13 protein-coding genes and 1 riboswitch are annotated in these 14,960 nt (G+C 74.2%); of the genes, 4 read left to right on the forward strand and 9 right to left on the reverse strand.

Annotation, left to right across the window (positions count from 1 at the left end):
• The first annotated feature begins 160 nt into the window (after positions 1-160).
• Complete coding sequence (locus tag ACFWPT_RS14440) at positions 161-955, forward strand: alpha/beta hydrolase (RefSeq protein WP_380482008.1); 795 nt, start codon at positions 161-163, stop codon at positions 953-955.
• Complete coding sequence (locus ACFWPT_RS14445; RefSeq protein WP_380482010.1) at positions 948-1,739, forward strand: hypothetical protein; 792 nt, start codon at positions 948-950, stop codon at positions 1,737-1,739. Before ACFWPT_RS14440 ends, ACFWPT_RS14445 begins: the two co-directional genes overlap by 8 nt.
• A 9-nt stretch (positions 1,740-1,748) precedes the next feature.
• Here the strand turns inward: ACFWPT_RS14445 and ACFWPT_RS14450 are convergent, their stop codons facing one another.
• The 5 genes from ACFWPT_RS14450 to ACFWPT_RS14470 all read right to left on the reverse strand — a co-directional run bounded on the left by ACFWPT_RS14450 (position 1,749) and on the right by ACFWPT_RS14470 (position 5,884).
• Positions 1,749-2,495 carry an endonuclease/exonuclease/phosphatase family protein gene (locus tag ACFWPT_RS14450; RefSeq protein WP_380375643.1) on the reverse strand — a complete coding sequence of 249 codons (747 nt, stop codon included), beginning with the start codon at positions 2,493-2,495 and terminating at the stop codon, positions 1,749-1,751.
• A 129-nt stretch (positions 2,496-2,624) separates the two neighbouring features.
• Entirely contained in the window at positions 2,625-3,569 is a 945-nt protein-coding gene (locus ACFWPT_RS14455; protein WP_063347268.1) for an ROK family glucokinase, read from the reverse strand.
• A gap of 193 nt (positions 3,570-3,762) precedes the next feature.
• The gene (locus ACFWPT_RS14460) at positions 3,763-4,140 is read right to left on the reverse strand and encodes a DUF5304 family protein (RefSeq protein WP_350884427.1); all 378 of its coding nucleotides are present in this window, start codon (positions 4,138-4,140) and stop codon (positions 3,763-3,765) included.
• A gap of 85 nt (positions 4,141-4,225) precedes the next feature.
• Positions 4,226-5,398 (reverse strand): ArsA-related P-loop ATPase, encoded by a 1,173-nt coding sequence (locus ACFWPT_RS14465; protein WP_363377758.1) that lies wholly within the window; start codon positions 5,396-5,398, stop codon positions 4,226-4,228.
• Positions 5,399-5,422: 24 nt separating this feature from the next.
• Complete coding sequence (locus ACFWPT_RS14470; protein ID WP_063347271.1) at positions 5,423-5,884, reverse strand: SRPBCC family protein; 462 nt, start codon at positions 5,882-5,884, stop codon at positions 5,423-5,425.
• A gap of 325 nt (positions 5,885-6,209) precedes the next feature.
• On the opposite strand from ACFWPT_RS14470, the gene ACFWPT_RS14475 reads away from it, so the two are divergent.
• Positions 6,210-8,003 (forward strand): long-chain fatty acid--CoA ligase, encoded by a 1,794-nt coding sequence (locus tag ACFWPT_RS14475; RefSeq protein WP_063347272.1) that lies wholly within the window; start codon positions 6,210-6,212, stop codon positions 8,001-8,003.
• A gap of 47 nt (positions 8,004-8,050) precedes the next feature.
• Here ACFWPT_RS14475 and ACFWPT_RS14480 read toward each other — a convergent pair whose 3' ends face one another.
• A complete protein-coding gene (locus ACFWPT_RS14480; RefSeq protein ID WP_380482012.1) occupies positions 8,051-9,187 on the reverse strand; it encodes a glycosyltransferase family 4 protein in 1,137 nt (378 codons plus the stop codon).
• Positions 9,188-9,431: 244 nt separating this feature from the next.
• On the opposite strand from ACFWPT_RS14480, the gene ACFWPT_RS14485 reads away from it, so the two are divergent.
• Positions 9,432-10,871, forward strand: a complete 1,440-nt coding sequence (locus tag ACFWPT_RS14485; RefSeq protein WP_380482014.1) for a glycosyltransferase 87 family protein — start codon at positions 9,432-9,434, stop codon at positions 10,869-10,871.
• Positions 10,872-10,884: 13 nt separating this feature from the next.
• Here the strand turns inward: ACFWPT_RS14485 and ACFWPT_RS14490 are convergent, their stop codons facing one another.
• The 3 genes from ACFWPT_RS14490 to ACFWPT_RS14500 form a co-directional block, all read right to left on the reverse strand.
• Positions 10,885-11,916 carry a hypothetical protein gene (locus ACFWPT_RS14490; RefSeq protein WP_380482016.1) on the reverse strand — a complete coding sequence of 344 codons (1,032 nt, stop codon included), beginning with the start codon at positions 11,914-11,916 and terminating at the stop codon, positions 10,885-10,887.
• A 188-nt stretch (positions 11,917-12,104) separates the two neighbouring features.
• On the reverse strand, positions 12,105-13,151 hold the full coding sequence (locus ACFWPT_RS14495) for an NlpC/P60 family protein (protein WP_363377768.1): 1,047 nt from the start codon (positions 13,149-13,151) through the stop codon (positions 12,105-12,107).
• 227 nt (positions 13,152-13,378) lie between these two features.
• The gene (locus tag ACFWPT_RS14500; protein ID WP_063347277.1) at positions 13,379-14,524 is read right to left on the reverse strand and encodes an NlpC/P60 family protein; all 1,146 of its coding nucleotides are present in this window, start codon (positions 14,522-14,524) and stop codon (positions 13,379-13,381) included.
• A gap of 10 nt (positions 14,525-14,534) precedes the next feature.
• A riboswitch (cyclic di-AMP (ydaO/yuaA leader) is annotated at positions 14,535-14,684 on the reverse strand.
• Between the last annotated feature and the right edge of the window lie 276 nt (positions 14,685-14,960).

Genomic DNA, 14,960 nt, shown 5'->3' on the forward strand with positions numbered 1-14,960 from the left:
AGGCACTCGCACGGGGGCCGCCGAGAGGGGTGTGCGGCCCGCGCGGAGGCCGCCATGAGGGGTGTACGTCCCGGGCGGGGCCGTGGGACGATGCGGATTCCCGCAGCCTCCCCCTCCAGCGTTCCTCCCCCAGCGCCACCCGCCCGCGAAGGAGTCCGCCATGCCGTTGCTGCCCGGTGCCGAACCGTACCGCCACCACGGCGGACCGGTGGGGGTGCTGCTGTGCCACGGCTTCACCGGATCGCCGCAGTCGCTGCGGCCCTGGGCGGAGGAACTGGCGGCGGCCGGGTTCAGCGTGTCGCTGCCGCTGCTGCCCGGGCACGGCACCCGGTGGCGGGACATGCAGGTCACCCGCTGGGAGGACTGGTACGCCGAGGTCGAGCACGAACTGCTGACGCTCTCCGCCGAGTGCGAGCAGGTCTTCGTCTGCGCGCTGTCGATGGGCGGCGCGCTGGCGCTGCGGCTGGCCGCGCTGCACGGTCCGGCGGTGTCCGGGCTGGTGCTGGTCAACCCGTCGGTGCGCTCGGACAACCCCGCGAGTGTGCTGCTGCCGGTGCTGCGGCACCTCGTGCCGAGCGTGCCCGGGATCGCCGACGACATCGCCAAGCCCGGCACGGTCGAGCTGGGCTACGACCGGACGCCGCTGAACGCCGCCTGGTCGCTGGGCCGGCTGTGGCGGGACGTCCAACGGCGGCTGCCGCAGGTGACCCAGCCGGTGCTGCTCTTCCGCAGTCCGCAGGACCACGTCGTCTCGCCGGCCAACTCGGAACTGGTGCTGGCCCGGATATCCTCGACCGACGTGACGGAGCGGCTGTGCCAGCGCAGCTTCCACGTCGCGACGCTGGACCACGACGCGGCGGAAATATTCGCGGCCAGCCAGGACTTCATCCGACGGCTGGCCCCCGCGCACGCGGTGGGCGTCACCGGGGTCGAATCCGACGATCACCATGGCTGAAGGGCCGGAAGTGCACGAGAGCAGCACGGCGGGCGGCGGGGACGAGGCACCCCGCGAGGACGGCACAGCGAAGGACGGCACGGCGAAGGACGGCACGGCGAAGGACGGCACCGCGCACAGCGGCGCCCCGGCGGACCGTCCGGGGGCGGACGGCGTCACCGCCCCGGCCGCGGAGGCCGCCGAAGCACCGGCCGCCGACCGGCGCCCGGCCGAACCGGACGCCACCGCGCCCGCGGAGCCCCGCACCCGGCGCGCCCCCGAGCGCAGCCAGGCCGAGCAGGACGAGATCTTCGCCGCCCTGGTCGCCCAGTTCGACGACCCCGTGGACCTCACCAACCCCAACTGGCCGGAGGTCGAGAACCTCCGGGCCCAGAGCGAGCTGAAGGGCGGCTTCAAGGACGCCCCCGGCTCCCGGACCGACCCGGACGACCTCGCCGACCTCGCCCCGCAGCCCCGCCCCCGCTCCGGTCGGCCGGTGATGCCGGCGGCGGGCTCGGGCCCGCGCGACTTCGAGCTGGCCGAGGAGACCGACGAGGACCACTACGTCCCGCCGGAGCCCCCGCCGCTGCCGACCGCCGACGTCACCGCGAAGTTCGCCTGGCTCGCGGTGCTCGGCGGCCCCGCCCTGCTGCTGTTCGACGCGGTGGTGTGGCGGGAGATCGCCGGCTGGCCGGCCTGGGTCGGGATCACCGCCTTCCTCGGCGGCTTCGTCACCCTGGTGACCCGGATGAAGGACCGCGACGAAGACGAGCCCGAGGACCCGGACAACGGCGCCGTCGTCTGAGCCGAGCTCCTAAGCCTCCGGCAGCTCCAGCACCGCGAGCACCGGCAGGTGGTCGGTCGCGGCGCGCAGGTCGGCCTCGGTGACGCCGGGCAGCCCGTGCGGCACCCCGCAGCCGAGGACGGTGATCCCGGGCGTGGCGAACACGGCGTCGATCCGCTGGTAGGGGCGCTCGGGGACGGACGTGAACTCGCCGCCCCAGGGCGCGGTCGGGTACCCGTCCTGCAGCCGCGCGGCCAGCAGCCGCCAGCCCCTGCCGTCCGGGTGCTCGTTGAAGTCCCCTGCCACGATGCCGTGTTCGGCGATCCCGAGCTGGTCGAGCAGCAGCTCGAACTGGCCGTACCGCTCGTCGGCGTCCAGGCTGAGGTGGCAGCTGGTGAGGGTGAACGGCGCCGTTCCGGGCAGTCGCAGCAGTGCGGTGGCGAAGCCGCGGGCGTGCAGGCCGCGGGTCTTGGGCAGCAGCCGGTCGTGCACGCCCAGCAGTTGCGCCGCGCCGGGCCGGCCGAGCAGCAGCGGCCCGGCGGCGGTCCGGCCGCCGCCGGCCAGGACGACCGTCCCGGTGCTCCGGGCCAGCCGGGCGGCCTGGCCCTCGGGCCGCCAGTAGCGCGGTGACTCCTGGATGCAGACCAGGTCGGGCGCGCAGGCCCGGATCACCCGGGCCAGCGCCCGCCTGTCGTCCCGCAGCGAGCGGATGTTGTAGCTGAGCAGGCGCAGCCGGCGCGGGCCGGGCGGCGGCGGTTCGGCGGGTGCCGTGGTCATGGTCCTGGTCCTCCCCGTACGTGGTGCGTGGGACGACCGTACGGCAGGGCCGGGGGCGTGCGTCGGCGGCGGCGCGTCCGGGGTTGGTCGGGGTCCGGTCGCACCGCCGCCGGCGGGTTCAGGGGGTGGCTACGCGGTGCGGGCCAGGTCGGCGGCGCCGACGATGCCGGCGGCGGAGCCCATCGAGGCCAGCACGACCTCGGCGCGCGGGCGGTGGATGCCGCCGGTGAGGTAGTGCTCGAAGGCCTTGGCGACCGGGTCGAGCAGCAGGCGGCCGGAGTCGGAGACGCCGCCGCCGAGGACGAAGACGCCCGGGTCGAAGAGCGCGGCGAGGTCGGCCATGCCGCGGCCGAGCCAGTCGGCCAGTTCGGCGTAGCACTCCAGGGCGAGCGGGTCGCCCTCCTCGGCCGCCTCGGTGATGTGGATGCCGCGGATGGTCTCGGCGACGCCGTCGTTGAGCTCCAGCATCCGCCGGCCGCGCACCTGGTCGGCGGCGGCCTTCTCCCGGCCGTAGCGGCGCAGCGCCCGCCCGGAGCCGTACTGCTCCCAGCAGCCCTTGCCGCCGCAGCCGCAGGTCAGACCGTCGGGGACCATGTTGAGGTGGCCGATCTCGCCGGCCACGCCGAACCGGCCGCGGTGCAGCCGGCCGTCGAGGACGATGCCGCCGCCGATGCCGGTGCCGACGGTGATCAGCACCATGTCCTGGTGGTCGGCGGCGGCGCCGAAGCGGAACTCGGCCCAGGCGGCGCAGTTGGCGTCGTTCTCGACGACGGTGTCCAGGCCGGCGAGCTCCTCGATGCGGCCGCGCAGCGGCTCGTTCTCCCAGTCGATGTTGGGAGCGAAGATCACCGTGGAACGGTTGCTGTCCACGAAGCCGGGGGCGCCGACGCCGACGGCGGTGACGTCGGGGTGCTGCTCCTTGAGCTCGCGCACGGCCTGCGCGATGGCATCGACCGCCCACTGCGGGTCGGCCGGGGTGGGCACCCTGGTCCGGGCCAGGATCGCGCCCGCCTCGTCGACCACGCCTGCCGCGATCTTGGTCCCGCCGACATCGACGCCGATGGTCAGAGCCATGTGTCCCTCAGCTATTCACTCGTTCCCGCTGGGCGGAACGGTACCGCCCAACCCTGCCCCCCGTACACAGCCTCGCATACATTAACCGAAGACAATCATGGACCAACCGGGCCGTGACGCTTCAAAAGTCGTATCTAATCGCCCGCTTCGTCACGCACCAGAGCAACGCGATCACGGTTCGAAGGTTACGGATTCACTGCTTGGCGGACGCCTCGTCAGGCGTGTCGAGGTCGATCCGCTCGGTGGCGGCGCCCTCGCCGGCCGTCCAGCGGTGCTCGTGGCCGGCCACCGCGGCCCGGTAGGCGGCCAGCAGTTCGGTGCCCGCGGCGGCCAGTCCGGAGCCGGCGGCGGCGAGGTGGGAGTAGACCTCGGGCTGCTGGGTGCGCAGCCGGTCGGCCAGCCCGGAGAGGGTGATCAGGGTGTCGGCGCTCGCCTCCTGCGCCTTCTGGCCGACGGCGGAGGCGAGCTTGCGCACCTCGTCCACCAGCGGGCCCAGCTCCGGCCCGAACGGGTGGGCCTGCGGACCGCCCGGCTCGGCGGTGGGCTCGGTCCGGTCGTCGGTGCTGGTCATCGCGGGCGCCTCCTCGGCCGTGGCCGCACCCCGCGGCCCTCGGGCCCGACGCTACCGGACAGCCCGTAGGGACCCCGAAAGGGCTTCAGCCCCGGGGCCAGAGCGCCGGGTCGGGCGCGAACCGCACCGAGAGCGCCCCGTCGTGCAGGCTCGCGCCGGCCACCGTGCAGCGGCGCAGCGCGGACGGCAGGGTGAGCACCCGGCGGTGGGCACCGAGGCCGACGACCAGTTCGTCGCCGCGCCGGACGAGGTCCAGCTCGGCCCGGTCGGCGCCGGGCAGCGCGAGGTGCCAGACCAGCAGGCCCTCCTCGGCAAGGCGGTCCTCGACCGGCCAGGGCTCGGGGGCCAGCCGCTCCGGGCCGGGCCCGTCCCCGTACAGCCGGTCGGCGACGGCCTCCAGGGTGGCCTCGGCCAGGCCGGTGGCCAGCACCGGGGCGTCGGTCTCGGCCGCGAGCTCGGCCAGCTCCTCCCGGCGGCGGCGGGCCAGCGCGGCCAGCCACGGGTCCGGCGAGTCGGCCGCGCCCTCGGGCAGCACGCCGTGCACCACGACGGCGTCCGGCCGGTGGCCGTGCAGGGCCAACCCGGCCCGGATCCGGCCCAGTTCCTGGTACGGGTGGCCGTCGGCCGGCACGACCAGGCGCACGCTGGTGCCGGGCGCGGCGATCGCGGCGCGGGACTCGGCGAGCACCGCGGCGGCCTTGGTCCGCCCCTCGTACAGCCACTCGGCGGGCATCGGCACGCCGGCCAGGCCGGCCAGCAGCGGGCGCAGCGCCCGGGCCGCCTGCCGCTGCTCGGGGACGAGCCGGTCCAGGTAGCGCTCCAACTGCTCGGGCAGGGCGAGGGTGGCGATCAGCTCGGCGGGCGGCGGGGCGAGCACGACCAGGACGTCCTGGTCGGCGGCGGGCAGGGCGCGCAGCAGGGCGATCCGGGCGATGCCGGGGAGGGCGGTCAGCTCCTCGGGGTCGAGCTGCTCGGCGCCGAGCAGGTCGAGGGCGGGCTTGAGCCGGCTGGTGAGCTCGCCGGCGGCGTACCGGAAGGCGGCCTGCTCGTCGATCCGGGAGACGGTCAGGCCGGGTGCGTAGCGGGCCGGTTCGGGCTCCAGGCGGGTGCCGAGGACGCCGTCCAGGGCGCGGTGCGGGTCGTCGGCGGCCAGCAGCCAGGTGCGGTGGCCGCGCCGGGCCGCGTGCAGAGCGGTGGCGGCGGCCACCACGGGCGCGCCCGCGTCGCCGCTGACCAGGATGGTGCGTGTCGCCGTCATGCCGTCGGCCCCCGTTCCGCCGCGTCAGCCCTGGACGGGCTTCTTGCCGTCGGCGTCCTCGACGCGCTTCTTCAGACCGGCCAGGGCGCGGTCGATGATGACCTTCTCGGCCTTGCGCTTGATCATGCCGAGCATCGGGATCTTGACGTCCACGGCGAGCTGGTACGTCACCTCGGTGCGGCTGCCGGAGAGCGGGGCGAGGGTGTAGGAGCCGTCCAGCGAGCGGAGCATCTGGCTGCGCACGAGGGTCCAGCCGACCTCGCGGTCGCCGTCCCAGGTGTAGGCGAGGACGTGCTCGTCACGGATGGCGCCGGCGTCGAGCAGCAGGCGGACCTGGGCGGCGCGGCCGTTCTCGCCGGCTTCCAGGACCTCGACCTCCTTGACCTCGCCGGTCCAGGCCGGGTAGGCGGCGAAGTCGGCGATCACGGCCATGACCGTGGCCGGGGTCGCGTCGATGGTGATGCTCGACCTGGTGTGCTCCGCCATGGAATGGCCCTCCGCGTCGTCCCTCTGCCTGCCGGTCCGGTCGAGCGTGCTCGGCCTTGTCCGCCCGGAGCAGGCTACCGCGACCGGCGATCGGCTCGGCCGCGCGGGCCGCGGCTCGGCGGGGGCCCGGCGCCGGCCGGCGGGGCATGCTACCGGCCGGTCACCTCGGGGCTGTCGTAGGGTGCCATTCGAACGACCCGGTCACGGCCTGGTCGGACCCGGCCGGGTGTGACACTTCGAACACCGGAGCCGACCCCCCTGGTCGAAGCTGCCTACCGGGCAGTAACGTCCTGCCGTCCCGCAGCGTCGCGAACGAGGAGCAGTCTTGCTCGACTTCAGCCTTCCGGCTCTCTACCAGGTACCCAGCGGCGGTAATCTCTCCGACCCTGTGCACCGGAACGCAGCGGAGCACCCGGATGTCGCGGTGCTCAGCCGTAAGGTGGACGGCCGCTGGCAGGAGTTGACCGCGGTGCAGTTCCTGGCCGAGGTGCACGCCGCCGCCAAGGGCCTGATCGCCGCGGGCATCGAGCCGGGCGACCGGGTGGGCGTCATGTCCCGCACCCGGTACGAGTGGACGCTGCTGGACTTCGCGATCTGGACGGCCGGCGCGATCACCGTCCCGGTGTACGAGACCTCCTCCGCCGAGCAGGTCGAGTGGATCCTCGGCGACTCCGGCGCGGTCGCCGTCGTCACCGAGACCGACCAGCACGTCAAGGTCGTCGACGAGGTCCGCGGCCGGCTGACCGGGCTGAAGCACACCTGGCAGATCGAGGGCGGCGCGATCGCCGCGCTGGCCGAGGCCGGGAAGGACGTCCCGGACGAGACGGTGCAGGAGCGCCGCTCGACCGCGACCGCCGACTCGATCGCCACCATCGTCTACACCTCGGGCACCACCGGCCGCCCGAAGGGCTGTCAGCTGACGCACGCCAACTTCCTCGCCGAGTGCGGCAACGTGGTGGAACGCCTGGCCCCGCTGTTCCGCACCGGCGACAGCTCCGTCCTGCTGTTCCTCCCGCTGGCCCACGTGCTCGGCCGGATCGCCGAGATCGCCACCGCGATGGCGCCGATCAAGCTGGGCCACGTCTCCGACATCAGGGACGTCACCGCCGAGCTGGCCGCCTTCAAGCCGAGCCTGATCCTGGGCGTGCCGAGAGTCTTCGAGAAGGTCTACAACACCGCCCGCGCCAAGGCCCAGGCCGACGGCAAGGGCAAGATCTTCGACAAGGCCGCCGACACCGCGATCGCCTACAGCCGGGCGCTGGACGCCGGCGGCGCGGGCCTGGTCCTGCGGATCAAGCACGCGGTCTTCGACAAGCTGGTCTACAGCAAGCTGCGCGCCGCCCTCGGCGGCCGGGCCACCCACGCCATCTCCGGCGGCGCCCCGCTCGGCGAGCGGCTGGGCCACTTCTACCGGGGCATCGGCTTCACCGTCCTGGAGGGCTACGGCCTGACCGAGACCTGCGCGGCCACCGCCTTCAACCCGTGGGACAAACCGAAGATCGGCACGGTCGGCCAGCCGGTCCCCGGCGCCTCGGTGCGGATCGCCGAGGACGGCGAGGTCTTCTTCAAGGGCCCGCACGTCTTCACCGGCTACTGGAACAACCCGCAGGCCACCGCCGACACCCTCAAGGACGGCTGGATCGCCACCGGCGACCTCGGCTCGCTGGACTCCGAGGGCTACCTGACCATCACCGGCCGCAAGAAGGAGATCATCGTCACCGCGGGCGGCAAGAACGTCGCCCCGGCCGTGATCGAGGACCGCATCCGGGCGCACGCGCTGGTCGGCGAGGTCATGGTGGTCGGCGACCGCAAGCCCTTCGTGGCCTGCCTGGTCACCGTCGACCCGGACTTCTTCCCCAAGTGGAAGGAGCTCAACGGCAAGCCCGCCACCGCCACGGTGGCCGAGCTGAGCCAGGACCCGGACCTGCTGGCCGCCCTCCAGGCCGCGGTGGACGACGGCAACGCGGCCGTCTCGCACGCCGAGGCGGTCAAGAAGTTCCGCCTGCTGGACACCGAGTTCTCCGAGGAGAGCGGCCACCTGACGCCCTCCCTCAAGCTCAAGCGCAACCTCGTGCTGAAGGACTTCGCCGCCGACATCGAGGCGATCTACCAGAAGTAGCCGCAGGGCCCCGCCTCCGCGGAAGGAGACGGGGCCCGCTCACGTACCTAGGCCTCCAGCAGCGAGGTCAGCCGCCCGGCCAGCAGGTCCCAGCGCCAGGAGCGCTCCACCCAGCGCCGCCCGGCCTCGCCCATCCGCCGCCGCAGCTCCTCGTCGCCCAGCAGCCGGACGATCCGCTCGGCGGCCGCGGCGGCCGAGCCGCCCGGCACCACGTACCCGGTCTCGCCCTCCAGCACCGCGTCCGGCGCGCCGCCGGAGTCGCCCGCGACCACCGGCAGACCGGTCGCCGAGGCCTCCAGGTAGACGATGCCCAGGCCCTCGACGTCCAGCCCCCCGCGCCTGGTCCGGCAGGGCATCGCGAAGACGTCCCCGGCCCCGTAGTGGGCGGGCAGCTCCTCCCACGGCACCGAGCCGGTGAAGCGCACCGAGGCCCGGACTCCCCTGGCGTCGGCCAGCTTCTCCAGGTCCGCCCGGTACGGGCCGCCGCCGACGATCAGCAGCACGGCGTCCGGCACGTCGGCGAGGATCTGCGGCATCGCCTCGATCAGCGTGTCCTGCCCCTTGCGCGGCACCAGCCGGGAGACGCAGACCACCACCGGCCGGTCCGCCAGCCCGAGCCGTCGACGCACCTCGGCGCCCCCCGAGCCCGGGTGGAAGGTCGTCTCGTCCACGCCCGGCGGCAGCTGCACCATCCGGGCCGCGGCCTGCGGCCCGACCGCGCCCGCGATCCGGGACCGGGTGTACTCCCCCAGGTAGGTCAGCACGTCGGTGCCCGCGCCGATCCGCCGCAGCAGCTGCCGGGCGGCCGGCAGCTGGGCCCAGGCGGCCTCGTGCCCGTGGGTCATGCCGAGCAGCCGCGCCGCACCGGCCCGACGCAGCGCGGGCGCCATCAGCCCGAGCGGGGCGGCGGCGCCGAACCAGACCGAGTCGCACTTCTCCGCCCGCAGGATCTCGGCGGCCCGCCGGGTGACCCGCGGTGTGGGAACCATCACCTTCGTCCGGTCCCGGATCACCGGGAACGGCTGCTCGGCGTCGAAGCGGGCCACCTCGGTGCCGTCCCGCCAGGTCGAGGCGTACACCACGATGCTCCCGGCGGGCTGACGTACAGCCATGTTGTGCACGAAGGCCTGGATGCCGCCGGGGCGGGGCGGGAAGTCGTTGGTGACGATCAAGGTTCGGTGCATTCAGGCCACGGCTCGCTTGTCGGGGGGTGCGCGGTGTACCGCTGGGTGATCCGTACGATAGGTCAACACCATGACCCGCCGGGAACGGATCCGCGCACGGCAACCGTTTCACCCCCGGGTCAGTCCTAGAACCTAGGCGGCCGGTGGCGGCCCGGCCCAGCGTGCCGTGCCCGCCCCTCCGACCGCCCGGGCGTCCGTCGCGCGGCGCCTCCGGTGGGACGTCCGAGACGAACGAGGGAGCGCAGTGGAGTTGGCCCCGGCCACCGAGTCCGGTACACCCAGCGGCGCCGCCGGCCCCGGCCCGACGCCGGCCGCCCGGCAGGAGCCGGCCCGTGCCCCCGGCCGCCCGTTCGGGGCGCTCGCCGCACTCGGCGCCACCTGGCTGGCCACCCGGACGGTGCTGGTGCTGCTGATGACCGGCGTGGTCAAGGGGCTCGGCGGGGACATCACCGCCGACGTCTGGATGATCTACCACGCCTGGTACGGCGTCCTGCAGACCGGCACCTTCCCGTTCGACGACGTGACCTGGCAGTACCCGCCCGGCGCGGCCCTGGTGATCCTGCTGCCGGGCCTGCTGCCCTGGTCGTACCTGGTCTCCTTCTGGGTGATCTGCGGGATCGCCGACATCGCCGCCACCGCCCTGCTGGTCCGCACCGGGCTGCGCCGGGGCCGGGCACTGACCGGCGCCTGGATGTGGGTGGTGGCCGTGCCGCTGCTCGGCCCGATGGTCTACAACCGGCTGGACATCATCGTCACCGCGATCGCCCTGGCCGGCCTGCTGGCGCTGATCCGCCGCCCGGCGATCGGCGGGATGCTGCTCGGCCTGGGCGGGATCATCAAGATCTGGCCGCTGCTCGCCCTGATCGGCACCCCCTCCGGCCGCCGCACCCGCCGCGCCTGGACGCTGGCCGCGGCCACCGCCGTCTCGGTGGGCTTCCTGCTCGCGGCCGGGATGAACGGCGCCTTCGGCTTCCTCGCCTTCCAGAAGGAGCGCGGCATCGAGGTGGAGTCGCTCGGCGCGCTGCCGCTGCACTTCGCCCGGCTCGCGGACGCCTGGGACGGCAAGGTCACCATGAACTACGGCTCCCCGGAGATGCTCGGGCCGTGGGTCCCCGTGATCAGCAAGGTGATGATGGCCGGCACCGTGCTGGGCTTCGCCTGGCTGCTGCTCTGGCGCTTCACCGCCAAGCGCCGCAACGCGGCCACCATGTACGACGCGGCGCTCAGCGCGCTGCTCATCTTCACCGTCACCAGCCGGGTGATCAGCCCGCAGTACCTGGTCTGGCTGATCGGCGTCGCCGCGGTCTGCCTGACCGTGCGCGGCAGCAGCCAGCGGCCGGTGGCCCTGCTGATCCTGCTCGCCTGCCCGCTGACGCTGGCCGAGTTCCCGCTGATGTTCAGCCGGATCCTCGCCAGCGAGCCCTGGGGCGTCACCGTGCTCAGCCTGCGCAACCTGCTGCTGCTGGCCGCCACCGTGCTCTCCTGCATCCGGCTCTGGCGCGCCACCCGCGGCCCGGCACAGCTCCCGGCGACGGTGGTGCTGGCCAAGCCCGAGGCGGTGCCCGCCGGCGTCTACCCGGTGCGCCCCGGCATCGCCTACGAGCAGGACCTGCTGGACGGCATCGACCGGCCCGGCACTCCGGCCAGGCAGCGGCCCGGCACCCCGGCCAGGCAGCGGCGCTGAACGACGCGCGCCTTCAACTGCGCAGCGCGGCCACCTCGGCCAGCCAGAACCGGGTGAACTCGGCCAGGCCGACGCCCGGTCCGGCCCGGAGCAGCCGGTCGAGCCGGCGGTCCCGGTCCTCCCCCTGCCCGTCGGCCGCGCCGACCGCCCGGTAGAACGCCACGAGCCGCTCGGGCCCGTAGCGCCGGGCGATCAGCTCGCAGGCGAGCCAGGCCTGCTCGTAGGCCTGGGCGATGCCGTCGGCGCCCGCGGTGAAGTCCCGGTCGGCGGGCAGCGCGGCGGGCAGCCGGCCGGCGGCGACGTCCCGGGCCAGCTCGGGGGCGATCTGCTGCGGGCGCCGGCCGGAGCCCCGGTAGGCGGTCCAGTCGGCGACGCCCTCGGAGAGCCAGAGCGGTGTCCAGGCCCGGGTGTCGGCCCTGGTCGCGACGTGGGTGGCCTCGTGGGTGACGACCACCTGCCGGCCGAAGTCGCTGAGCCGCCCGAACGTCCCGGGGTTGACCAGCACCCGGTCGGCGGGGGTGTGCCAGGGCGCGCCGGCGGCGGCCGAGGTGACCGCCGCCATGCCCGTCCAGCCCGCCGGGTCGACCTCCAGCAGCCGGGCGAACTGCTCTGCGGTGGCGGGCACTTCGAGCAGCAGGCGGCCCGCCCAGCCGGTGCCCCAGACCTCGCTCACGGCGGGCACGGCCCGGTCCGCCACCGCGACCAGGCCGGCCGGGTCGGGCCCGCCGGCCAAGCCGAGCACCAGGCAGTGCGCGCCCGCCGCGGAGCGGGCGGAGCCGAGGTCCCAGAGCGCCGGGGGCCCGCTCGCGCTCTCCTCCCGGTCGACCCGCCAGCTGCCGCCGGCCCGGACCAGGTCGATCCGACGCGGGTACACCACCGGGTAGTCGTCGTACCCGGTGATCCGGACCGCCAGGTCGGCGGCGGCCGTGAGCCGCTCCGGCCCGGCGTCCGCGCCGAGCACCAGGTTGCGGTAGCCGGCCTCGATCGCCGCCGGTCCGGACCAGGAGGGCAGCGCCCGGGCCCGCGTGCCCAGCAGTGCGGCCACCTCGGCCCGCCGGTCCGCCGCCCACCGGCCCGACGCCCGCCCGGCCGCCGAGGGGGCCGCCGGGGCGGCCGGCGGCAGCGACAGCTGGGCCAGCCCGCCGGCCGCGAGCAGCAGCGCACCGCGCCGGGACAGCGTCCGGCGGGCGCCGTCTATCGGGTGGGGGGCGTCGGGGTCGGACGGTGCCGGGCTCAGAGCCGGACCACCCCCGCGACCGGCATCGCGTTGACGCTCTCGTAGCGGACCCTGGCGCCCGGGTAGGGGGCGTGCACGATCACCCCGCCGCCGGCGTACATCCCGACGTGGTGCATGTCCCGGTAGAAGATCACCAGGTCTCCCGGCCGCGCTTCGGAGAGGCTGACCCGCTGCCCGGCGTACGCCTGGGCCTGCGAGGTGCGCGGCAGGGTCACTCCGGCCTGCCGCCAGCTGTAGTACATCAGACCGGAGCAGTCGAAGGCGCGGGGCCCGGTGGATCCGTAGAGGTAGGGCGAGCCGATCATCCGCACCGCGGCGGCCAGCGCGGCCGCCCCGCGTTCGGAGGCGGGCGGGGCCGTGCCGAGGTCCAGCCGGTCGGTGCCCCGGGTGGCGCGCTGCTCGGCCTCCTGGGCGTCCTGGGCGGCCATCCGGGCCCGCTCGGCGACGCCCAGGCTGTTCAGCAGCCGCTGGGCCTTGGTGAGCCGCTGCTGGATCTGCTGCTTGCTGTCGGCGAGCGAGCGGCGGGCCTGGTCGAGTTCGGCGAGCTTGCCGGCGGTCTCGGTGCGGCGCTGGTCGAGTCGGCGCTGGCGGGTGGCCAGTTCGTGCAGGGTCTCCTGCTGCCGCTCGGCGGCCTGGTCGAGGGTGCGGGCCCGGGACAGGTAGCCCTCCGGGTCGGTGGAGAGCATCAGCTGGACGGTCTGGGCCATGCCGCCGCCGCGGTACTCGGCGCCGGCCACGGTGGCGAGGTCGCCGCGCAACTGGTTGAGCTGGTCCTGGGCGACGGCGATCTCGCCCTGGAGGACGGTCGTCTCGCCCTGGAGGCGCTGCTGCGTCTCCAGGGCGGCGTTGTACTTCTCGGACGCCTGCTCGGCCTCGCCGTAGAGCTGTTCCACCTGCGCCTTGACGTCCTTGCGGGTGGGCGTGTCCGGCGCGGCGGGGGCGGCCTGGGCGCTGCCGCCCGCCGTCACGCCCAGGGCGGTGGTGGCGGCCGCGGTCAGCACCAGCGCACGGGCGAGCAGTTGGGGACGACGGTGCACGGGCATGGCGGCAGCGGCTCCGATCCGGCGGTGGGGCCCCGCCGCCGCACCAACGCGGGCGGCCCTGGAAGCGGAGTCCGGTGGCAGACGTTAGCGAGTCCGGGCAACCGAGTCCAAACCCCTGCCAACCCGAATATTTGACCCGTAATCGGACATCAGTCCGAGGCGCCGGAAAAGCCGCAGGCCCGGCCTTCCGTGGTGGAAGGCCGGGCCTGGGAGGGCCTGCGCGGGGATCAGACCCGCACGATGGAGGTCAGCGGCATGTTGCCGACCGCCTCGTAGCGGACCGACGCACCGGGCTTGGGCGCGTGCAGCACCTGGCCGTTGCCGGCGTAGATGCCGACGTGGTGGGCGTCCCCGTAGAAGATCAGCAGGTCGCCGGGCTGGGCCTGGGAGAGGTCGGTGCCGATCCGGGTACCGGCGTGGGCCTGCTCCTGCGAGGTGCGCGGCAGCGCCACGTCGACCTGGTTGAACGCCCAGACCATCAGGCCCGAGCAGTCGAAGGAGCCGGGGCCGGAGGCGCCGTAGACGTACGGGCTGCCGATCTTGGAGGCGGCGATGGACAGCGCCGCGGCGCCGCGCGAGCTGCCGGCGCTCGGCTTGGTGACCGGCGCGGCGGGGGCCTGCGACGCGCTCAGGTCGGTGCGGCTGTTGTCGCGGGAGGAGCGGTCGGCGGCCTGCTGGGCCGCCGCCTGCTGCTGGGCGGCCTTCGCGGCGGCGTCGGCCTTCGCCTTGGCCTCGGCGGCGGCCTTCTCCTCGGCCGCGCGGATCGCCTGGCGCTCCTGCTCGGACAGGGTGTTGAAGAGGTCCTGCGCGGCCTTGAGCTTGCCCTGGACCTCGTCCTTGGCGCTCTTCAGCTGCTGGGTGGTGGTCTCCATCTCGGCGAGCTTGCCCTGGGCCTCGGAGCGCACCTGGTCGAGCTTGCGCTGCTCGTCCTGGAGCTGCTTGAGCTGGCCCTTCTGGGTGCCGCCGGCCTGGTTCAGCGTGTCGGCCTGGCTCAGGAAGGTGTCCGGGCTGGCGGAGAACATCAGCTGGACGGTCTGCGATATGCCGCCGTTGCGGTACTGCTCGCCGGCGATCTCGGCCAGGCCGCCCTGAAGGTCGGTCACCTGTCCCTGCTGCCGCGCCACCTGGTCCTGGAGGTCGGTGACCTGCTTCTGCAGCTGCTGCTGCTTCTCCTGGGCGGCGTTGAGCTTCTCGGTCGCGACCTCGGCCTGCTCGTTGAGCTGGTCGACCTGCTCCTTGACCTGGTCCTTGGTCGGCTGCGGGTCGGCGTGGGCGCCGGACTGCGCGGACAGCGCGACGGCCGCGGCGGCGAAGCCGGTCATGATCGAGACCCGGGTGCGACTAGCGGGCTTGGGACGACGATGGGACGCCACGAAGGCGGACTCCTTCTTCCTACGCCGTCTACCGGGTGAGCTGACGGGTTCGGGCCGGAAGCGTGCCCTACGACGCCTCACGGCCGTTCCACCGGCCGACCTGGCGCCGATTCACCCCGGAGGAACGTGGTTCCCCGGCTCCGTTCGACAGCACCCCCGACTGCTGGGCTCCCCGTCGGGCAGGCACTGGGCCCGCCCCGCTGCGTCACGAACTCGACGGAAACCACCGCCGTCACCCTGGCTGGGCGATCGGGAGTGCGGTGGTTCGGGGCACGACCCTAGTAACTGAACCGTGATCCGTTCAAATCCTTGTCAGAAAAAAGACGGAAGAAGACCAAAGTTCTTTTGTGAATATGACACATAGTGATCACCGCCGTACGCAAAGCTGATCAGTCTTCACCGGGGACTCGCGCGGCGGACAAAACCCGAACGCCAC

This window comes from Kitasatospora sp. NPDC058478 (assembly GCF_042720345.1).
In the GTDB taxonomy this organism is placed as follows: Bacteria; Actinomycetota; Actinomycetes; order Streptomycetales; family Streptomycetaceae; genus Kitasatospora.